This window comes from Mesorhizobium sp. RCAM 05099 (genome assembly GCF_059683685.1).
The window spans coordinates 6,277,773-6,297,687 of record NZ_CM185035.1; the positions used below are offsets into that span (position 1 = coordinate 6,277,773).

Annotated in this window: 14 protein-coding genes and 2 pseudogenes; 5 read left to right on the forward strand and 11 right to left on the reverse strand. The window is 58.8% G+C overall.

Going from position 1 to position 19,915, the window contains the following annotated elements:
* Positions 1-4: 4 nt before the first annotated feature.
* The 3 genes and pseudogenes from tnpB to AC56QQ_RS31125 form a co-directional block, all read left to right on the forward strand.
* Entirely contained in the window at positions 5-307 is a 303-nt protein-coding gene (gene tnpB, locus AC56QQ_RS31115; protein ID WP_497129197.1) for an IS66 family insertion sequence element accessory protein TnpB, read from the forward strand.
* 34 nt (positions 308-341) lie between these two features.
* Positions 342-2,022 (forward strand): annotated as a pseudogene (gene tnpC, locus AC56QQ_RS31120) (IS66 family transposase).
* 77 nt (positions 2,023-2,099) lie between these two features.
* Positions 2,100-2,311: pseudogene (locus tag AC56QQ_RS31125) on the forward strand (IS5/IS1182 family transposase); the annotation flags it as partial.
* 466 nt (positions 2,312-2,777) lie between these two features.
* Here the strand turns inward: AC56QQ_RS31125 and AC56QQ_RS31130 are convergent.
* From AC56QQ_RS31130 to AC56QQ_RS31165, 8 genes are all read right to left on the reverse strand, one after another.
* Positions 2,778-4,445, reverse strand: a complete 1,668-nt coding sequence (locus tag AC56QQ_RS31130; protein WP_497124562.1) for an ABC transporter ATP-binding protein — start codon at positions 4,443-4,445, stop codon at positions 2,778-2,780.
* Positions 4,438-5,292 (reverse strand): ABC transporter permease, encoded by an 855-nt coding sequence (locus tag AC56QQ_RS31135; RefSeq protein ID WP_497124563.1) that lies wholly within the window; start codon positions 5,290-5,292, stop codon positions 4,438-4,440. Before AC56QQ_RS31135 ends, AC56QQ_RS31130 begins: the two co-directional genes overlap by 8 nt.
* The gene (locus AC56QQ_RS31140) at positions 5,289-6,260 is read right to left on the reverse strand and encodes an ABC transporter permease (RefSeq protein WP_497124564.1); all 972 of its coding nucleotides are present in this window, start codon (positions 6,258-6,260) and stop codon (positions 5,289-5,291) included. Before AC56QQ_RS31140 ends, AC56QQ_RS31135 begins: the two co-directional genes overlap by 4 nt.
* Positions 6,261-6,660: 400 nt before the next feature.
* Positions 6,661-8,244: an ABC transporter substrate-binding protein gene (locus AC56QQ_RS31145; protein WP_497124565.1), complete on the reverse strand. Its 1,584-nt coding sequence runs from the start codon at positions 8,242-8,244 to the stop codon at positions 6,661-6,663.
* 658 nt (positions 8,245-8,902) lie between these two features.
* The gene (locus AC56QQ_RS31150) at positions 8,903-10,492 is read right to left on the reverse strand and encodes an ABC transporter substrate-binding protein (protein ID WP_497124566.1); all 1,590 of its coding nucleotides are present in this window, start codon (positions 10,490-10,492) and stop codon (positions 8,903-8,905) included.
* Positions 10,493-11,041: 549 nt separating this feature from the next.
* The gene (locus tag AC56QQ_RS31155) at positions 11,042-12,439 is read right to left on the reverse strand and encodes an MmgE/PrpD family protein (protein ID WP_497124567.1); all 1,398 of its coding nucleotides are present in this window, start codon (positions 12,437-12,439) and stop codon (positions 11,042-11,044) included.
* 201 nt (positions 12,440-12,640) lie between these two features.
* A complete protein-coding gene (locus AC56QQ_RS31160; RefSeq protein ID WP_497124569.1) occupies positions 12,641-13,513 on the reverse strand; it encodes an alpha/beta fold hydrolase in 873 nt (290 codons plus the stop codon).
* Positions 13,503-13,805, reverse strand: coding sequence for a hypothetical protein (locus AC56QQ_RS31165; RefSeq protein WP_497124570.1), 303 nt, complete (start codon positions 13,803-13,805; stop codon positions 13,503-13,505). The genes AC56QQ_RS31160 and AC56QQ_RS31165 overlap by 11 nt, the downstream gene beginning before the upstream one ends.
* A gap of 429 nt (positions 13,806-14,234) precedes the next feature.
* Between AC56QQ_RS31165 and AC56QQ_RS31170 the strand changes: the two genes are divergently transcribed.
* Positions 14,235-14,717, forward strand: coding sequence for an Lrp/AsnC family transcriptional regulator (locus tag AC56QQ_RS31170; RefSeq protein WP_497124572.1), 483 nt, complete (start codon positions 14,235-14,237; stop codon positions 14,715-14,717).
* Between the two features lie 117 nt (positions 14,718-14,834).
* Here the strand turns inward: AC56QQ_RS31170 and AC56QQ_RS31175 are convergent, their stop codons facing one another.
* Positions 14,835-15,797 (reverse strand): LysR family transcriptional regulator, encoded by a 963-nt coding sequence (locus tag AC56QQ_RS31175; protein ID WP_497124574.1) that lies wholly within the window; start codon positions 15,795-15,797, stop codon positions 14,835-14,837.
* A 217-nt stretch (positions 15,798-16,014) separates the two neighbouring features.
* Here AC56QQ_RS31175 and AC56QQ_RS31180 point away from each other — a divergent pair, with 217 nt between their 5' ends.
* Positions 16,015-17,262 carry an ATP-grasp domain-containing protein gene (locus AC56QQ_RS31180; RefSeq protein WP_497124576.1) on the forward strand — a complete coding sequence of 416 codons (1,248 nt, stop codon included), beginning with the start codon at positions 16,015-16,017 and terminating at the stop codon, positions 17,260-17,262.
* Between the two features lie 375 nt (positions 17,263-17,637).
* Here AC56QQ_RS31180 and AC56QQ_RS31185 read toward each other — a convergent pair whose 3' ends face one another.
* Positions 17,638-17,856 carry a hypothetical protein gene (locus tag AC56QQ_RS31185; RefSeq protein WP_497124577.1) on the reverse strand — a complete coding sequence of 73 codons (219 nt, stop codon included), beginning with the start codon at positions 17,854-17,856 and terminating at the stop codon, positions 17,638-17,640.
* A 377-nt stretch (positions 17,857-18,233) separates the two neighbouring features.
* Entirely contained in the window at positions 18,234-19,709 is a 1,476-nt protein-coding gene (locus AC56QQ_RS31190) for an aldehyde dehydrogenase (protein WP_497124578.1), read from the reverse strand.
* Between the last annotated feature and the right edge of the window lie 206 nt (positions 19,710-19,915).

Consider the following 19,915-nt stretch of genomic DNA (forward strand, 5'->3'; position numbering starts at 1 on the left):
CGACATGAGATGTGGCTTTCCATCACTGGCGCTACGGGTGCAGGAGGTCCTCAAACATAATCCCCTTGGGGGCAACCTGTTTTGCTTCAGGGGGAAACGCGGAAATTTGTTGAAGGTCATCTGGCATGATGGCCAAGGAGCATGCCTGTTCACAAAAAGACTTGAGCGCGGCCGCTTCATATGGCCGACAGTTGAGGGTGGAGCTGTGACAGTATCTTCTGCACAGCTGAGTTATCTCTTGTCTGGCATAGACTGGCGGAACCTCAGGAAACGTGGCGTCCTGCTCGGGTTGGGTAGCATTTTTTAATTGAAAATACAATGGAATGTGATTCAATCGGCATATGACTTCGAAGCCGGTTGAGCTCCCCTCGGATCTTGCCAGCGCCTACGTGGCGCTGCTGGCTGAACGTGAGGCGTTGCAGGCTGAACGCGATGTGGCGGTCGCGGATGCTGCCAACTGGCAGGCTGAAGCCGCCAACGCGCAGGCCATGCTGTCCGACACCGAGGCCCGGATTGCGCATCTCGAGCTGCGCATCGAGAAGCTGAAACGCGAACTGTACGGGCAGCGCTCCGAGCGCACGGTGCGGCTGATCGAGCAGTTGGAATTGGAGCTCGAAGAACTCGTCACCTCGGCGACCGAGGACGAGCTTGCCGCGCAGGCCGCGGCGGCGAAGACCCAGACGGTGCGCCCCTTCACGCGCAAACGGCCGGTGCGCAAGCCATGGCCGGATGACATCGAACACGAGCGCGTCGTCATCGACCCTCCAACTGCCTGCGCCTGCTGCGGCGGATCGCGGCTGTCGAAACTGGGTGAGGACGTGACCGAGACGTGAGATCCCGCGCCGCTTCAAGCTGATCGAGACGGTGCGCGAAAAGTTCACCTGCCGCGACTGCGAGAAGATCACCCAGCCGCCGGCGCCGTTCCACGCCACGCCGCGCGGCTTCATCGGTCCCCGACTGCTGGCGACAATCCTGTTCGACAAGTTCGGCATGCATGCTCCACTCAACCGACAGAGTGCGCGCTTCAAGGCCGAGGGGATCGACCTGCCGCTGTCGACGCTGGCCGATCAGGTCGGCCACGGAACCTTCGCCGTCATGCCGCTCTTCCAGCTGATCGAGCGCCATGTGCTCGCGGCCGAGCGCCTTCATGGCGACGACACCACCATTCGCATCCTGGCGAAGGGCAAGTGCGCGACCGGGCGCATATGGACCTATACGCGCGATGACCGTCCCTTCGCCGGGCCGGCGCCGCCGGCGGCGATCTATTACGCCTCGAGCGACCGGCGCGGCGAGCATCCTCAGAAACATCTGGCCGGATTCGGCGGCATCCTTCAGTGCGACTGTTACAGTGGCTTCGAGCCGTTGTTCGACCCGCAGCGGAAGGAGCAGCCGATCACGCCCGCCTTTTGCTACGCCCATGCGCGGCGAGGATTCTTCGAATTGGCCGACATCGCGAAAAAGGCCCGAGATGGCAAGAAGGGCAAACCGATCTCCCCGATCGCGCTGGAGGCGGTCAGGCGCCTCGACGCGCTGTTCGAGATCGAGCGCGCCATCAACGGCCGCAGCGCTGACGGGCGGTATGCCGTGCGGCAGGAGAAGAGCAAACCACTTCTCGACGACATGCACGCCTGGTTGCTCCGCGAGCGCGATACCCTCTCGCGCTCTTCCGAGGTCCTGAAGCCGATCAACTACATGCTCAGGCGCTGGGCCGACTTCGCCCGCTTCATTGACGACGGCAGAATCTGCCTCAGCAACAACGCGGCCGAAAGAGCGCTGCGCGGTATTGCTCTGGGAAGGCGCAACTGGACCTTCGCCGGTTCCCAGCGCGGCGCCGACCGCGCCGCCGTTATGCTTACCCTCATCACGACGGCACGCCTCAACGACGTCGACCCGAAAGCCTGGCTCGCCGATGTCCTGGCCCGCATTGCCGATCTTCCCACCTCGCGTCTGCACGAATTACTGCCCTGGCACTGGAAGCGCCTGCGCGAAGCCGACAAACCCGCCAATCAGCAGGCCGCCTGACCTCACGCAACGTCATCATAGAGCCCGCCGCGCCCACGCGCGCGTGCCAATCATGCGGCCTTCGTCGTATGCGTACCTTCATGGGACATGGGCTGATGGAGAACCGCCACGCCTGTTGGTCGAAGCCTGCTTGACACTGGCCGACGGAGATGCTGAGCGAGTGGCGGCGCTGCACATGATTGAGCCTCGTGCCCACCGACCGCAGGCGATCACGCTCAGTGCCGACAAGGCCTACGATGCGGAGGACTTCGTCAATGAGTTGCGCTCAGTGAAGGTGACGCCGCATGTGGTGCTAGTATAGTTGTGGATAGATGTGCGCGTACTTCGACTATACGATATTGCTGCAGTAAATCGGTGTTTTCCCGCGGCCGGACGCGCCACCACTACGGACACACGGGACGACGTTCTCGCATTCGGGTACCACCATCGTTCGGAAGTCAATCATCCATCTCAGTGGGCCACATTTTGGAAAGCCAGAGAGGAAAAAAGCGTCGCGTTACGTCTTTGGTCGATCCAGCAGCTTGGGGTAGCGAGCCGGGGATTCACCAAGATCAGCTGCATTCAGATTAAGCAATTTCCGCTCTGTTTCAGCTGCCCTCCCCGCTTGTCATTGGGCGTGCGCCGGCAGGGGCTCTTATCCTGCCCTCAGTCGGTGACCTGCCTGATCTTCGCTGCCAACTCGAAAATTGCCGCGCCTACCTGGCGCCCCTCAACAGGCCTGAGTGCGTTCAACGCCACTATCGTGCGGCCAGAGTTCAGTTCCCCCCGCTTTCCACGCGACGTCCCTTTATGGCGTTTTCCAACCAGCCAAGCTCCATCTCGGGAACTGAGGAGAGTAGAAGGTCAGTATAGGCGTCGAAGGGCGGGGTGAGCACTTCCGTCTTGGAGCCATAGCGCACGACCGTTCCTTGGTAGATCACTGCGATGGAATCGGCGATCGCCTTTACCGTCGCGAGATCGTGGGTGATGAACAGATACGCCACGTCCTCGATCTTCTGCAGGCGCAGCAGCAGCTTGAGGATGCCATCAGCCACGAGCGGGTCGAGAGCGCTGGTCACCTCGTCGCAGATGATAAGTTTCGGCTTCGCAGCGAGCGCGCGGGCGATGCAGACGCGCTGTTTCTGGCCGCCCGAGAGTTCGGCAGGATAGCGATCGACGAAAGCCTTGCCCATCTCGATCTCGTCGAGCAGTTCCGTCACGCGATCGTCGCGCTCGCGACCGCGCATCCCGAAATAGAATTCGAGCGGACGGCCGATGATGGTGCCAACTGTCTGGCGCGGATTCATCGCCACGTCAGCCATTTGGTAAATCATTTGCAATTCGCGCAGATCGTCCGTCGAGCGCTCCGCAAGCCTCGGCGTGAGCGTGCGGCCGGCAAAGGTGATCATGCCGGATGTGGGCGGCAGCAGACCGGTGATCGCGCGCGCAAGCGTGGACTTACCCGAGCCGGACTCGCCCACCACGGCCAGCGTCTGACCGGGATGGACCTCGACCGAAACGTCCTGCAGCACCTTTACATGACCGCCGTAGGCCGCGGTGACATTCCTCACCTCGAGCACCGGACAGGCTGCCGGCCTCTTTTCCTGATGCTCGATCGAACGTACCGACACCAGCGCCTTGGTGTAATCCGTCCGCGGTGCCTCGATGATCTGCCGCGTCTCGCCATGCTCGACCATTTTGCCGTGACGAAGCACCATGATCTCATCCGAGACTTGGGCAACGACCGAAAGGTCATGCGTAATATAAAGGGCCGCGACGCCAGTATCACGGATCGCATCCTTTATTGCAGCGAGCACATCGATCTGTGTCGTCACGTCGAGCGCCGTGGTGGGCTCGTCAAAGACGATAAGGTCGGGCTCGGAGCATAGCGCCATGGCTGTCATGACGCGCTGCAATTGACCGCCAGAAACCTGGTGCGGGTAACGACGGCCGATGGTTTCCGGGTTGGGCAGGCCGAGCTTTTTGAACAGCGCCATGGCGCGCCTCTCCGCCTCGGCTCGGGTCGCAACACGGTGCAGCAACGCGGACTCTATGACTTGCTCCATCAGACGAAGCGCCGGATTGAACGCTGCGGCAGCCGACTGCGCAACATAACAGACTTTGTTGCCGCGCACTTTGCGCAATCCCGAGACGCCGCCTGCTAGAATGTTGCGCCCGTTGAGGAGAACTTCGCCCCCGGTGATGCGCACACCACCTCGCCCGTATCCCAACGAGGCCAGACCGATGCTCGATTTGCCGGCGCCGGACTCGCCGATCAGGCCCAAGACGCGGCCTTTCTCCAGCTTTAGCGAAACATCGTCGACGATCACGGTGTTCTGCGGATCGCCGCTCGGCGAGTAGGAGGTTGCTTCGATCCGCAGTCTCCTGATGTCGAGCAACGGACCACTTTCGTCATGAGGTTGTTTCATTACCGCCTTAGGCATTTCCGCGCCCTCCCCTGAGTGAGGTGGTCCGATTAAGGATCCAATCCGCGACGAGATTGACTGAGATGGCGAGTGCTGCGATTGCCCCCGCTGGGATGAGGGCAGCGGAAATACCGAAAACAATGCCATCTTTGTTCTCTTTCACCATTCCGCCCCAGTCGGCTTGTGGCGGCTGGACACCGAGGCCAAGGAAGGACAAGGCAGACAGGAAGAGCACGGCGAAGATGAAGCGCAGGCCGAGTTCGGAGACTAGCGGCGACAGCGCATTGGGCAGAATCTCGCGGAAGATGATCCAGGCACGGCCTTCGCCTCGCAATTTGGCCGCCTCGACGAAGTCCATCGCATTGATGTCGGCGGCGACGGCGCGTGACAGCCGGTAAACGCGGGTAGAGTCCAGTGTACCCATGACTAATATCAGTGTCACCACGTTGGATGGGAGCACCGACAGCACGACAAGACCGAAGATCAGCGTCGGGATCGACATCAACAGATCCACGAACCGCGACATTGTCATATCGAACCAGCCACCGACGACGGCTGCGGTGAAGCCGAGTATCGACCCCAGCGTAAAGGAAAGCGCGGTAGCGGCCGCCGCTATTAAGATCGTCGTGCGGGCGCCATAAATCATCCTCGAGAGCAGATCCCGACCGAGATTGTCGGTGCCGAACCAGTGCTCGCCCGACATGGGCATCCAAACGTCGCCGATGATCTCCCCCAGCGGATGCGGTGCGATCAGTGGCGCGAAAATCGCAGCGAAGAGGAACAATGCGGTGAAGAACAGGCCGATCGCGGCACCGATGGGTATGCGACGCCGGCCTTTGGCGGGTGGGGCTGACGAGACGCTCATTTGGGATGCCTGAGCCGCGGGTTGGCGATGATTGCGGCGACGTCAGCGATGATGTTCAGGCCGATATAAACGGCCGCGAAGATCAGGCCGACGGCTTGCACGACCGGTACATCGCGCTTTGAGACATGGTCGACAAGATACTGCCCCATGCCGGGGTAAACGAAGATCACCTCGACGACGACAACGCCGACGATCAGGAAGGCCAGGTTGAGCATCACCACATTGATTACCGGCGCGATGGCGTTCGGGAATGCATGGCGGCGGATAATCTCGATCTGCCGCAGCCCCTTGAGCTCGGCCGTCTCTATATAGGCCGACTGCATCACGTTCAGGATCGCGGCGCGCGTCATACGCATCATATGGGCGAGCACGACGAGCGTTAGTACCGTCGCCGGGAGGGCGATGGCCTTCATGCGTTCCAGAAACGGCATGCCAACGTAGACAGTGGAGATACCTGGAAGCCACTGCAGCTTCACGGCAAAGAAATACACCAGGAGGTAACCGATGAAGAATTCGGGAAGCGAGGTTGAGGTAAGCGCGAATCCGGAGAGCAGCTTATCGATTGCGCCGTTGCGATAGCGCACCGCCAGCAGCCCGAGGATGATGGCGAGCGGGACAGCCACAGTCGCCGCGCAGAAGGCCAGGAAGAGTGTATTCCACAGCCGGGGCAGCAACGTCGCGGTAATCTCCTGTCGCGAAGTGAGCGCGGTGCCGAGATCGCCAGTCAGCACACCGCCCAACCATCGGAAATAGCGGATATACGCCGGGTCGTTAAGGCCCAGCTCGGCGCGCAGATTGGCGAGTGCTTCCGGGGTTGCAGACTGTCCGAGAATGGCTTGCGAGACGTCGCCTGGCAGGATTTGCGTGCCGGCAAAGATTAGGATCGAGACAAGGAAAAGGAGCAGGATGCCAAGCGCGATGCGCTGGGTGATTAGTCTTACAATGGGGGACATCGCCGAAAACCGCATTACGCCGCCAGCCAGCAATTGGCCAGCGCGCAGTCATTCATCGGATTGGTGTAGTCGCCGCCAAAGCCGCGCCGGTTGAGATAGTCGAGTTTAAGTGACATGAGACGTTCCTCACTACTGTTCACTAATGCCGACAAGGCGGCCAACCAAATGAGCGCAACCCGGCCAAGCCAGGCTGGTAGGCGCCCGTCACGCTGCATTCGCACCCAGGACGCGTAGGCCAGCGGCCATCGAGCGCGAGGGTAATTGGCGCGCTTATCTCGGGCGCGACTACGGGGTCACCTACGTCGCGCCACTAACAAGATCTGATAAGCTGTCCCTGTCGGATAATGCGACCTATGCCTAACAACCAGAGAGTGGCCGGGTAGCGTCCGAGCTGAAGGTTAACGGCGCCGACGAACTAGGTCTTTAGCCAGCATTTGGCAAAAGCCAAGCTGTTCATCAGAGCGTCGTGCCAAGCGACATAGCCGCCAACCTTGTCGGAAATAGCGTCGACTGCCTGGTTGAACATTGGCACGATCACGCCTCCCTCATCGCGAACAATGATGGCCATCTCGCGATAGAGATTTTTCCGCTTGTCCTGATCGAGTTCAGCGCGCGCTTCTATGAGAAGCTTATCGAACTTCTCGTTAGAGAAATGGGTGTCGTTCCATACCGCCGTTGAGAGATACGTGGTCGAGTACATCTGGTCCTGTGTCGCTCGGCCTGACCAATAAGTATTGCAGAAGGGTTGCTTGTTCCAGACCTCCGACCAGAAGCCGTCGTCTGGCACGCGCTGGATCTCAAGGGCAATGCCGGCTTTGGCACAGCTCTGCTGGTAGAGCTGTGCAGCATCGACCGCTCCAGGAAAGCCGGCGTTCGCGACCCGAAGGAGGATCGGGCCGCTGTGACCGGATTTTTTGTAATAATGCTTGGCTTGGTCGGCATCGAACTCGCGCTGGGGAATGTCTTCGGGAAACAGGCGGTATGCGTTGTTGATCGGGAAGTCGTTGCCGAGCGTGCCGTAGCCGCGTAGGATCTTGTCGAGCATCTCCTGACGGTCGATCGCAAGCTTGAGTGCCATCCTCAGATCGTTGTTGTCGAAGGGCGGGGTGTCACAAAACATGTTGAAGCAATAGTAGCCAGGACCCGAGACGGCCTCCACCTTCAAGTTGGGCGACCGCTTGATTAGATCGACGACCTTGGGCTCGACCTTGTCGATTATATGCACCTGGCCGGCCTGCAGCGCGGAGATACGAGCCGTCGCGTCATTGATGGCGAGGAGCTCAATTTGGTCGGCAAAACCCATTTTATCTGGCTGCCAGAAATTGGGGAAACGCTCGCCGCCGTACCGAACGCCGGGCTCGTTGACGCTGGCCTTGTACGGCCCAGCGCTGATGCCTTCGGCTGGATTGTCCTTCCCCCCATTCGGCTGAATAATGAGGTGATAGTCGGTCATAAGGTAAGGGAAGTCAGCATTGGCATCCTTCAAGGTTACGACCACTTCGTCACCATTCGCTTTTATGGTGTCGATGCTCTTCAGCACACCTAGCGCGCCGGACTTCGATTTCGGGTCAGAGTGACGCTCGAGAGTCGCCGCCACATCCATCGCCGTCACCGCCATGCCGTTGTGGAACTCGAGCCCCTTGCGGATCTTCATCGTCCAGGTTTTGGCGTCCTTGCTGGCCTCAATGCTCTCAGCGATGCGGTTTTCCAGTCCGCCGTCTGGCACCATCGCTACCAGATACTCGCCCCAGCAGGCGCCGAAAATTGACGACAAAGTCGAGAACGTCGCCGGATCGAGACTATCGGTTGCGCTACCTCCAGAAAGGCCGCCCTTAAGGATACCGCCGCGTATTGGCTCCTCCGCTCGCGCAACGCTCGTAAGGAGCGAATTCGCAAACGTCGCCGAGACGCCGAGCGCCGCTGCGCGGCCAAGAAATTCACGCCGGCTCAGCCGGCCCGCAGCGAAGCGAAGGCTGAGATAATCGAGTTCCTGCGACATTTTGGATGCTCCTCGGTTAAGATGCGTTCCCTTGGGCCCGGATGATGCGGCCTCTATTTAGAGCACCATTGGTAGCAGTACCAATGTGCCTCTTTGTATGCATTGCCCGTCTATCCGAGCACGAAATCGGCGTTTTGGCCGCCATTCGCGCAGGATCCCTACCGTTGCCTTGCCGCTCAGAACAGGGGGGTTCAGCTGGGCACCAGGTGATCACGATCAAACTAGATGACCCTCTCGGTCACATTCAAACGCCCATCCAATTAAGTCCATAGGCAGCTTTTTCTCTGCTCTCCTGCCAGTCAGTGGGGCCAGGGGGGCGGCGGTTGTTGCCGGTGAAGGCAGTCACTAGTCACATGCCTTCCCTTTGCTATGAACGAATGACAGCCAAACCCGGTAGGCTCGCAGGAAACGTAGCTTCGCGCGTGGTGCCGACCACTTAAGCCGCGCCACTGCGCAGGAGCGGTTAAAGCACGGACTGCTGAGCTCATGCGGACTCAAAGCCCTCCGCTTACGGTTGAGGCCCACTCCTCAATCACGCGCCCCTTGAAGCCGGCGTGGCCAGCATCGTCAAACGTGTCCTTTTTATGCGCTGCTAATGTCGAACATCCTATGCCGGTTGCTCTGCGGGTCGCCTAGGATCGAGCCGTAAGTCCCGCCGTCAGGATTCGAGCCAGCATACGGTTAAGGCGGAGGCGTTGCTCATATCGCGCGCAGGATGCTTCACGAACCCTTTCACGCCCGGCCCCGTCGCATCGATGAACTGGTTAAAGAAGGGCGCGATTAAGCCGCCCTCGTCGCGAACGATGATTGCCATCTCGCGATAGAGGTTTTTGCGCCTGCCCTGATCGAGTTCGGCCCTCGCCTCGATGAGAAGCTTGTCAAACTTCTCGTTGACGAAGCGCGTGTCGTTCCATGCGGCCGTCGACAAATACGCGACGGAGTACGCCTGGTCCTGCGTCGCGCGACCAGTCCAGAAGGTGGCGGCGAATGGCTGCTTTAACCAGACTTCCGACCAGTAGCCGTCGCTCGGCTCGCGCTTGACCTCGATGGCAATTCCGGCCTTGGCGCAGCTCTGCTGATAGAGTTGGGCGGCATCAACGGCACCGGGGAAGGCGACGTCAGAGGTGCGCAGCAGGAGCGGTCCGCTATGGCCCGACTTCCGATAGTGAAACTTTGCTTTGTCCGGATCAAAGGTGCGCTGCTCGATATCGTCAGAAAACAGCGGGTACGAAGCGTTGATTGGAAAATCGTTGGCCACTGAGCCATAGCCGCGCAGGATTTGGGTGAGCATCTGCTCGCGGTCGATGGCGAGCTTGAGGGCCATCCGGAGATCGTTGTTGTCGAAGGGAGCCGTGTCGCAGAACATGTTGAAGCAATAGTAGCCGCGTCCCGAAACGTTCTGGACGGTCACGCCAGGGATACGCTTGACCAGGTCCACAACCTTCGGCTCCACGCGGTCGATCATGTGGACTTGGTTGCTTCGCAGGGCCGAAATACGCGCCGTGGCGTCGTTGATGACGATGATCTCGATCTGATCGGCATGGCCACGCTTTTCGCCCTGCCAGAAATTCTTGAATCGTTCGCCGCCGTGCCGTACGCCCGGCTCATTAACCGTAATTTTGTAGGGCCCCGCTCCGATGCCGGCAGCCGGATTGTCCTTGCCCCCGTTCGGTTGGATGACGAGATGATAATCGGTCATCAGATAAGGGAAGTCAGCATTGCCGCCCTTCAGGGTGACGACGACCTCGTCGCCATTTGCCTTGAGCGTGTCAATGCTTCCCAGCACGCCCAGAGCGCCCGATTTTGACTTGGAATCCGAGTGCCGCTCGAGCGTCGCCACCACATCATCCGCGGTCACGGTCTTGCCGTTGTGGAACTCGACCCCCTTGCGGATCTTCATCGTCCAAGTCTTGGCGTCCTTGGACGAGCCGATTTCCTCAGCGAGACGGTTCTCAACGCCGCCGTCTGGGGTCAATTCCATCAGCAGCTCGCCCCAACATTTGCTGAAGGCGATCGGGACCGCGCCGGGGAAGAACGCCGGGTCGAGAGTGTCAGTCGCTTGACCGCCCTGAAGGCCGGCTTTGAGAATGCCGCCCCTGTGCGGGACCTGCGCCTTCACCGCGCCGGCAAGCAGCGAGTTGGCGAAGGCGGCACTAGCGCCGAGTGCCGTCGCACGACCGAGAAATTCACGCCGGCTCAGTCGGCCGGAGGCGACGCGGCGGCTGAGATTATCAAGTTCCTGCGACATTTGGGTGCTCCTCGTTCAGACGTGTTCCCATCGGGCCGGACAAGCGGCCTCTATTTTGCGTATGAGTACCAGCACCAATTTGCTGCGTTGAACGAATTGTGGTTCTAACGGCGCAGGAAATCGGCGTTTTACCTATCATTCGCGCACGATCGCCAAGATGACCCTCGAGGGTCAAAGGCATCACCCGTTGCAGGCCGACCGCCGGCCATAGCTCCTTGAGCCCGTCGCCTTGGATGCGCGAATTCGTAGTGGGCGACTTGAGGAGCAGCCGACTGTGGCCCAGACTTCAAACGCGCGACCGTCGATCTGTAAGCGGCTTTCTGAATACGATCCGCTTTTTGCAGCGACGACCACGACGTGCTGAAGCCCCGAGCAGTTGTCAGGAGGATCGGCAAGTCGACCAGCCTTCGATCGTGAACAGAGCTAACTTATAGACGCGGACAAAACGGGGAGTACGTCAGTTGCGCTTGGCTTCGTCGGCGAGCAACTCGATTATCGCAAGCGCGCAGCTGCCGCGGTGGAGACCAACGTTATTTCCCCACTTCTTGACTACTTCCCGCCAACAAGCAGCTCGAATAGCGGGGCCAACGTGGGTCGCTTGTCAAGGTCCTCGACGAATTCCCCGATCAACTCGAGCTGTGTATCGGAGAACGGCAACATGGATATTTCGGCGCAGGCTCTGAGTTTACGCATGCCATCCGAGAGCGAAGCAGGATTATCCGGATGGCCAAATGGCTTGTCAATCCGAATGGAATGCTCTGCACCTCCCCTTAGCTTCACAGTAACTGCTGTCGGCGAATTTTGATGCAGGCCGTGAGTACGATCAATCTCTGCATCAACTTCAATCTTCGTGACAGCCATGATCCGACGAACGGCCGGGTCCTCAAATGCTTCCGGACGGAAATCGCTAATTCCTACTCTGCCGTGTTGCGCCGCGACAGCGATGACGTAAGGCAGGCTGAAGCGAGCTACGACCGGATCCTTTGGGTTCCACTTTTGGTCGCGCGGCTGTACCACATAACTCTCAGCGACGAGACGGTTAACACCGAGCTCAAGTGAGATAATATCCTCCCCCTTGAACCCGTGCTTGTCGCGCAATTGCTTCAGTCCATCGATCCCGGGATGCATAGCCCTGCAGGTCGGCCAAGCTTTGAAGCTGATCTCAGTGTTCACATAGTCCTGACCAAGTTTCTCCATAAGCAAATCGATGTCGTAGTTAGGTTCGAAGGCTCTATAGAAGCCGTATTTGCCGAAGAGCGGCTCCCGCGGGCCGTTGAAACCCACCATAGCTGACAGGGCCGATTCCAGCCCCGAACGCGCCCGCAATCCTTGCTGCAGCGACACAGTGTGCGCGCCTTCTTCATACATCTGTACTTCCCCGGCAGCGTGGGCGTAAGCGATGCCGAACGCATTGCGGGTTGTCACTTCATCCAGCCGCAGCAATTTTGCGCTAACCGCGGTGGTACCCCACACCGCAACAATATTGTCGCGGCCGGTTTTCAAAGAATGGGTCGTCACGCTACGCGCAAGACGCATGTGCAAATCGATAGCCGTCGCTAATGCGACCAGCAATTCGCTTCCGGTAATAGAAGAATCACGTTCCGCGAGCGCCAGCGCTGGCGGCACATTGTAAGCGCTGGCGTGGCACCCGTTGATACAAAGCTCGTAGGTATCATCAAAGTCGATTGCTCTAGCAATAGTGGCGTTGACAAGGGCTGCCGAGCAGGCAGGAAGTTTTTCTCCAGAAACCCAGACGGTGCATTCTGCCTTGCCACCGGACAAGCTGCCCAGCCGACGAGCGAAGTGCGCGATCTTGTCATCCGATCCGCCAATCGCGCTGGCAAGGGTGTCGAGAATGGAGAGTTTGGCGCGTTCAATCGACTTCTTAGGTATTGTCTCTGTACCCGAATCGATAACGTGCCTAATGAGTTGCGCCGTCAAATCCATCGCAAAACCTCGCCCCAATTAATAAACTACTGGCAAAAAGGGGTGGGACAGCCCGCCCCTTTGCCTGTGTTCGAGATTGCCATGGCATGCGTTGCACAATCAGCTTTGATTGACGCGCCGGCAGGCTGTTTGTGCATATCTCTTCCTCAGAAAAACAGGCGCTTGCGCAACACGGCGTTACACCTAGGGATCGGACAGTTGCTAGTTTGTCCTTGTCGGTGATTTAGCAGTCCAGTGTCGGATGAGTCTGTTCACTGCTTCGCTCCGGTCGATCTGGACCTCATGCCCAGCATTGTTCAGCAGGTGGAAATCCGAATTCTTGATCAGCTTTGCCAGCTTTACACCGCGGTCAGGCGGCACTGTGGCGTCGTTCTTGGACCAGATAATCAATGTCTCGGCCCGAAGCCGATCAAGGTATGGGAACACATAGGTCTGCTGCAGGACAACATACAGACGGAGATTGGTTTCTTCTTTGGGCAGGCTCTGGAGAATCTCGTATTGCCCGCGCGCCGCGGCCCGCCGATAGGCCTCCCTCTTAGCCTCTTCTACATCCTGCCCATAGGCGCGGGTGCTCTTTCGCCAGGCGGCGACGTATTCCTCTTCGCTCGGCATCCGCCTGGAATTGTCGTAAGCTTCCATATAGGCCTGCCACCAAGTTTCGTCTCGGTCGTCCCCATAGGCCGGGGAAACGGAACTGGCCGTCAGCAATACAAGCCTCGAGACAAGATCGGGACGCAGGATCGCGACCCGTGCGGCGACGAATGACCCTTCTGAATGCCCGACGAGGGTGATCTGCTTCACCCCCAGCGCTTCGATGAAGCCAATCACGTGGTCTACACGACCAAGTCGGTTTACGAATTTTTGATCGGCGGGATAATCGGTGCCGCCACACTGCAGTTGATCTACCGCGACAACCCTGAACTGATCTGACAGCTCGTTGAGCTGCCGCACGAAGGAACTCTTTCCGTCCGCGCCGAAGCCGGCACCGTGCAGGAATACGACAGGCTCGCCTGTTCCGCTCTCATAGTACGCGGTCCCGATACCACTCACTGAAATGCTGCGTTCAGAGATCATCTTTTTCCTTGACGTAAGCCACAGGCCTTGAAGTGCTGTACGGAAACTGCAGTTTTGCCAGCGAGCGCCCCAATCCTACCAAGCCCGCGGTCACGATGCTGAGCAAAGTTTTCCTTCGGGGCGCAGGAAACCGGCGTTCTTCGTCCCTTGGGTGCACTGTCCCTTCACTGGACGGGACCAAAAGGAACGAAAAAAGACAGGCACTGCATTGTGACACCACCATGTGCAGCAGTTTTGCCTTGAGTTCTGCAAATTCGCTCAGCGAATAGTGCGAGTTGGCTACGTTCAGCATCGCAGCACCGGATCGGATGCGGCGCCGCCAGTATGCGGTGGAAGTCGAAGCGGCCGAGCACAACTGTGAACAGCGGCCCACAAGGCAGCCTAGGTTTTTAATCCAAGGCTTTGATGGAGCATCCTTGTCCTCCGAAGGGATGCGCTATGGGCAGGTTCTTCGTGGGAGCGCCACGACGACAGAGGCGGTTCGATCACGGGCGCATCTTAAGAGCTCGATACAATGCCTCTTCGACGCACCGACAGCGATGATGGCTTACTCGTAGCAGCCGGGCCGCTCCCGGTCACGCGGTTATTGGGCGTCCGGCCCTGTCAGCCGAGCGGGAGATAGCCAGCGCATAGCAGATATATGGAATCGGTATGAGCGGGACATCGCAGAAGTTGGGCTAAGATTGGTAAGAAGGTGCAGTTTTCCTGCGAGGAGCCCCCAATGTTGCATACCCCACCGCCAGATTTGGACCGAATTGATCGGAAACTCCTCATTGCCGTACAGCGTAATAATCGCCTTACCACAGAGGAATTGGGCGAACTTGCAGGCCTTTCGGCAACCGCATGTCAGCGGCGTTTGAAGCGACTTCGAGATACGCGTGTAATTCAGGCAGATGTTGCTGTAATCTCGCCAGAAGCGATCGGCAGGCCCATGCTCATGCTAGCCTCCATCACTTTAGAGCGCGATCGCGCTGACATCATCGATCGTTTCAAACAAGCGATCCGACGCACGCCCGAGATTATGAACGGATATTACGTCACAGGTGAAGCCGATTTTGTTCTCGCAATTTCGGTGCGTGATATGGTCGAGTACGAGGCGTTTACCCGTCGCTTTTTTCATGAGCACCCCGATATCAAGGGCTTTAAAACCATGGTCGTAATGGATCGAATTAAAGCATCATTGGCTCTGCCAATTGACGAATAGAATGGACGCACCAGTAGCACACTGCGTCCCGAAGATCGGCAACCCCCTCGCGAATAGGTGCGTTGCAGGCGATGACAAATCGTCGATTAGCTAGGGCCCGCCGGTGCTCCAGCCACTTCAAGAGTTGGTCAATGAACTCGTGCCGCCAGTGATAAACTCGCCCGACCAGCGCCCGAGCTCGACATAACGTCGAACCATCTGCTCAAGAAATGATATGATGTGCCGTGCGGCGGGCGGCAGTATCGTCCCATATGCGGTTGTTAACGCCAATTCGAAGCTTAGCGAAGACCGCTCAATCGCCGCGACAGATAGGTTCGGGCCTTCGAGATCTTCCCACAAGCACGCACGACTAAAAATCCCATAGCCTTCATCCAGTGCAATCATTCGCTTAATGAGAGGTATCGAGTCGATCTCGTACTTGAATGTCAATTCCACCTGCTGCTCGTGTGCCGCTGCCTCGAGGCGTCGCCGCGTGTAACTCGGCGGCGCCGGAACAATCAGCGGAAGGCCCTCCAATTCGGACAACAACACCCTCTCACCGAAGGGCCAATTCCTTGTTGATCCAACCAAATAAACTTTTTCTTTGAAGAGGAATTCGGGATTCAGATGGCGATAACTATCGACATCGTAGGCGAAGCCTAGATCGATCTGCTTGCTCTGGATCCAGTTCGCGGTTTGGTAAGTGAACCCCTCAAGTAACTTTAGCTTAACACGGGGGAATTGCTGACGGCAGCTTAAAATAAGCTCCGCCATGAAGGTCGGGCCCAGGTTGGGCAGAACTCCCACGCGAATGACACCAGATGGACTCCCTTCATCGACCCGAGCTTGAAGACAAGCATTGTCCAGCCGCAGCAAGACATTCGCAACTTCGTCGCGGAGCTTGGCGCCAGTTTCCGTCAACCTCACCCCGCGGCCATCCCGAATGAACAATTGCACGCCGAGCGTTTCCTCCAGGCGACGCATTTGCCTGGATAGGGCAGGTTGCGCTATGCGCAACTCGACCGCAGCTCGGCTGATGCTGCTAAGTTCGGACACTCGGATGAAATGCCTAAGGGCGCGAAGCTCAATCTGATTATCCACGTGTTCGGCTCGCTCATTGAGACGACTTGGCACCCGACTCCCCTCAGCGTTTCCACTAACCCAGCCGTTGCAGATCCTTCGCATAAATATACACAATCTTCGCAACCGCAAATCGTAGGCGATGCTATTTTCACTTCTGAGGCCAGGCACAGCCGAACGGGCTGATGCCCGACTTTTGCTCCTGCAGGTCGCAGGGACACAACGTAGGAGACAGCCAATGGCAAGGAAAGCGCTCATCCTGATCGAAGGTCATAGGGGTAATGGTCAACTCTATGTCCAAGCGGCTCAGCGTCTTGGTTTACATCCGATTACACTGTCGGCTGATCCGACACAGTACGAATATCTTGCAGCGGAAAACCTTCAGACAATTCGTGTCGATATAGACAATCTCGATGCGTTAATCCATGAATGTTCCCGGCTGCATGCCACATTCGGCATTGCCGGCATTACCGGCTTTGCGGGCGAAGACGAGTCGATCTCTGCGACAGTTGGTAAGCTCTGCCGGCGTTTTGATCTACCGGGTCCCAACCCCGCGTCAATTGAACAATGCTACGACAAATTCGTTCAACGTCAGCTCCTCGCCGAGGCCGGTGTTGCAATACCTGCTTATCGGCTGGCAGAGAATGCGACGGACGTTCAAAGCTCGGCTGCCGAGATCGGCCTGCCAGTGATTGTTAAGCCAGCCGTCGGCAGTGGCAGTATGGGTGTCCGATTGTGCCGCAGCATCGATGAGTTGGACGAACATACGGCCTATCTGTTTCAGGGGAAGCACATATGGCGGTCTCCGCCAAGAGTGCTGGTCGAAGAATTCGCAGAAGGCCCTTCGTATGTCGCTGCAGTAATGGGACATGAGGTCGTTGGGATTGTCGCCGCTGACTACCATCCGCCACCGCACTTCGTCTATCGAGAGTGCACTTTTCCGGCCCGGCTAACTGACGAGGAGCATGAGCGTATCGCTGATGTTTCGCTGAGTTGTTTGCCAGCTCTCGGCCTTGACTGGGGACCAAAAAGTATCGAACTCCGGTTGACCAAACGGGGCCCAGTCGTCATTGAAGTCAATCCGCGTCTTAGTGGTGCCCCCACTCCTCTACTGATTAAACTTGCGTACGGTGTCGATCTTATTACCGCGCACATCAAACTTGTCACCGGCGGTGAACCGAACTTGCGCAAAAGAGAATCACAGGTTGCGGTGGGGCGATTTCTAGTTGCTGATAGCGATGGCACCCTCGATTGGACCGATGGCGCCGGCCGGGCAGCTGCTGTACCAGGTGTCGCCGAGGTCAGATTGTATGTTAAGCCTGGGGCGCCGATCGTGAGGAAAGGCGATTACCGAGACTGCATCGGGCATGTCATCGCCGCTTCACCCACCCATGCTCAGACGGAAGCGCTAGTGCAGCGTGCCGTCGCCTCAATTGGTTGGTCAATAACCCCATTGCCCACTGTTGAGGAAGGGGAGAAGGCATAGGAGCAGGGACACGAGACCTTCGAGACCCCGCCTGGCGAGCAGGCGCAGGTCGACTGTGCCCACATGTCGACTTCACCGACGAACCAACGACACCGAGGATCATCTGGCTGTTCTCTCCGGTTAATCAGCTTCAGCCGCTTGATTCGGCGCGCTTCGATGAGGATCTGCTGCTGCTTATATTTTCCCATTCCGCTGCTTTCGAGGGTCGGGCGGCGCTCCTCGTGACGTGCTCGACGGGTCTATGGATACGGCGGTGATCGGCGAACGCGAAATCGGCGACTTCATAGCTCATGGCACGTGCGCGAGAACGAGGTGCATGGCATCGTGCAGGCGGGCCTCGGGCCAAAGTGCCCGCATGCCGATCTCTTCAACCGTCTAAGTCGCGCCTGGCTCCTGGCTCGAGCGGCAGGTGCTTCCAGACGACGAGCGGGTCGCTGTCGCCCGCCACATCCGCGAGATCGACCACCTAGCCGAGATCTGGCTGGCCTCGATCACGACATCGCCCAGGAAGCGGTTGATGATGTGCAAGTCCGGCGGCTTCAGACAATCACCGGCGTCAACGCCATCGTCGCGAGCGGTATCGTCGCCCCCCATCCGGCGGTTCCGTGAACCGCGGAAGCAGGTGAGCTACTTCGGCCTCAATCCGCGTAGCGCCAATCCGGTCTTGGCTTGGCGCAATGTGGCAAGAACAGCAAACACGGGCGGTCCCATGCCCGCGCCATGCTGGTCCAGGCCTCGGGCGCCGCGGTTCGGCTTACGCCTACAACGTGAAGAAGTGAAGAAGTTGCGAAACAGCGATAGAGCCGCGGCCGTGAATGCCGAGCGTGTGCCTACGAGTTGATGCTTCGGCATTGGCGGCCACGCGGGGGCCGGTCGGCGCGCGCACAGGCGAAGCCAATAAGCAAAAACACGACTAGAAATACTGGCTCAGGTCCTAGCTTCACTAATCCCGCGCAGTTGGGCGCGTCGCATTACACAGCACTCGACCGTTGAGCCGGAAAGATCGACTTAATCTCGAGGAATGCCGCCAGCCCCTCAGGTCCGAGTTCCCGACCAAGGCCGCTTCCCTTGACGCCACCGAATGGCGCGTCGATGTGAAGCGCGTAACGGTTGATGCCGACGACACCAGCCTCCACTCGGCGCGCAATCGCCATGCCCCGCTCAGGGTCGGACGTGAACACCGCACCACCCAGGCCATACGTTGTGCCGTTGCAGATCGCGATCGCCTCCTCCTCGTTCTGGTACGGGATCACAGACACCACCGGCCCGAAGATCTCCTCCTGCGCGATCCGCATAGATGCGTCGACATCACGAAAGACCGTTGGCTCGACATAATATCCGACGTCAAGTCCTTGCGGACGTCGACCGCCGGTAACGACCTTCGCGCCCTGCACGCATCCAGATGCAATGTACTCCTCGACGCGAACACGCTGCCGTTTCGCAACCAGTGGCCCGACTTGCGTCGCTGGATTGAGCGGGTGGCCCACGACTAGCCCAGCCACCTTGTTCGCAATTCCTTCGACGACTTCGTCGTACCGTGCGCGCGGAGCAAGGACGCGGGTCAGGGCGTGACAGATCTGACCGCTGAACGGGATGCACGCCGGCGCAATTAGGGGGAGAAACGTGTCAAGATCGACATCCTCGAGCAACAACGCCGCCGACTTGCCGCCAAGCTCGAGCGTAACGCGCGCGAAGCGCTTGGCGCAGGCCAGTGCAACCTGGCGACCAGCGTGCGTCGAACCGGTAAATGACACTTTGTCGACACCCGGATGCGACGCAACCAATGCTCCTGTTTCGCGCCCACCGAACACGATATTCACGACCCCGGGGGGAATGCCTGCCTCGCCTAGGGCTTCGGCGAGCAGATACGAGTCCAGTGATGCTTCCGGTGGGGGCTTAACGACCGTCGTACAACCAGCGGCCAACGCTGGCGCCAGCTTCCATGCGATTGCGCCCTGAGGGCCGTTCCACGGTACGATCAATCCGGCAACACCTACCGGCTCCCTCCGAATGACAGTTTGCAACTCGTGTCCTATGCGCTCGGATTCAACTTCTAGTTGATCGGCAAGCTCGGCGTAGTAGCGGTAATATTTCGATGTGCCGCTCCCATTCGATTGCACGGAGCTTACCAGGGGCATCCCGATCTGCGCCGTGACAACCGCGCCCAGCTGCTCGGCGCGATCTTCGATTGCATGCGCGAGCCTGCGCAAATAATGGGCTCGCTTCGACGGCGGCAGCTGTGGCCACCCGGAGTTCCGAAACGCCGCACGTGCGGCATCCACCGCGGCAGAAACGTCGTGCTTGTCGCCATCGGGGATTGTCGCAAATTCCTGCTCATCCGCCGGGTTCACAACCGGTATCCGAGCCGACGAATGGGCCGGCCGGAGCTCGCCGTCGACATAGATATCGGTGTGCTCGCCTGTCATCAAGCTGGTTGCCGTGGTCATTGCTCTGCCTTTCATCACGTAGGCTAATCCCTCCAAAGGGCTCAACCAATTTGTCCACTCAGCACCGCCGCTACGCGTCGACCTTGGTGGCGGGGCCGCTTGGCGGCTTTCCTGCATGCTGGCCAGCAACCAGACGCCGCGACGACTCGCACCGCCAGCCGATTGGTTGATGCTGTGGCACGAACTCGGCCAGGGCGATCGACAGC

What these genes read in the sequence shown, in the direction of transcription:
- tnpB (WP_497129197.1), top strand. Translation starts at nt 5, where the DNA reads ATGAGATGTGGCTTTCCATCACTGGCGCTACGGGTGCAGGAGGTCCTC.
- AC56QQ_RS31130 (WP_497124562.1), bottom strand. Translation starts at nt 4,445, where the DNA reads ATGCCTAAGGCGGTAATGAAACAACCTCATGACGAAAGTGGTCCGTTG.
- AC56QQ_RS31135 (WP_497124563.1), bottom strand. Translation starts at nt 5,292, where the DNA reads ATGAGCGTCTCGTCAGCCCCACCCGCCAAAGGCCGGCGTCGCATACCC.
- AC56QQ_RS31140 (WP_497124564.1), bottom strand. Translation starts at nt 6,260, where the DNA reads ATGCGGTTTTCGGCGATGTCCCCCATTGTAAGACTAATCACCCAGCGC.
- AC56QQ_RS31145 (WP_497124565.1), bottom strand. Translation starts at nt 8,244, where the DNA reads ATGTCGCAGGAACTCGATTATCTCAGCCTTCGCTTCGCTGCGGGCCGG.
- AC56QQ_RS31150 (WP_497124566.1), bottom strand. Translation starts at nt 10,492, where the DNA reads ATGTCGCAGGAACTTGATAATCTCAGCCGCCGCGTCGCCTCCGGCCGA.
- AC56QQ_RS31155 (WP_497124567.1), bottom strand. Translation starts at nt 12,439, where the DNA reads ATGGATTTGACGGCGCAACTCATTAGGCACGTTATCGATTCGGGTACA.
- AC56QQ_RS31160 (WP_497124569.1), bottom strand. Translation starts at nt 13,513, where the DNA reads ATGATCTCTGAACGCAGCATTTCAGTGAGTGGTATCGGGACCGCGTAC.
- AC56QQ_RS31165 (WP_497124570.1), bottom strand. Translation starts at nt 13,805, where the DNA reads ATGCTGAACGTAGCCAACTCGCACTATTCGCTGAGCGAATTTGCAGAA.
- AC56QQ_RS31170 (WP_497124572.1), top strand. Translation starts at nt 14,235, where the DNA reads ATGTTGCATACCCCACCGCCAGATTTGGACCGAATTGATCGGAAACTC.
- AC56QQ_RS31180 (WP_497124576.1), top strand. Translation starts at nt 16,015, where the DNA reads ATGGCAAGGAAAGCGCTCATCCTGATCGAAGGTCATAGGGGTAATGGT.
- AC56QQ_RS31185 (WP_497124577.1), bottom strand. Translation starts at nt 17,856, where the DNA reads ATGGGGGGCGACGATACCGCTCGCGACGATGGCGTTGACGCCGGTGAT.
- AC56QQ_RS31190 (WP_497124578.1), bottom strand. Translation starts at nt 19,709, where the DNA reads ATGACCACGGCAACCAGCTTGATGACAGGCGAGCACACCGATATCTAT.